Origin of the sequence: Limosilactobacillus albertensis (assembly GCF_014145555.1) — a bacterium.
GTDB classification, from domain to species: Bacteria; Bacillota; Bacilli; order Lactobacillales; family Lactobacillaceae; genus Limosilactobacillus; species Limosilactobacillus albertensis.
The window spans coordinates 1-237 of the sequence record NZ_JACIVD010000014.1; the positions used below are offsets into that span (position 1 = coordinate 1).

Below are 237 nucleotides of genomic sequence, written 5' to 3' on the forward strand. Positions count from 1 at the left end.
AGACATTATGGATTTAACTGAACGAAATTCATCAAAGCACAGGTTTTGTGGCAGCTTAGCCATTCGATAATGCGGTTTGATGCGTTCTTTAATTGTACGGCGAACACTGCTTGGTGAGAAGTGACAGACGCGGGCAATTAGTTTACCGTTTAAGCCTTCTTTGGCAAATTCCATGATTTGGTTTTTTAATTGGCCGGATAGGGTTTGATTATTAGCAGTTAAATTGGTTGTAGCGCC

Annotated in this window: 1 pseudogene; it reads right to left on the reverse strand. The window is 40.9% G+C overall.

The features are described from left to right. Positions 1–237, reverse strand: a pseudogene (locus H5S41_RS00120) (ISL3 family transposase); the annotation flags it as partial.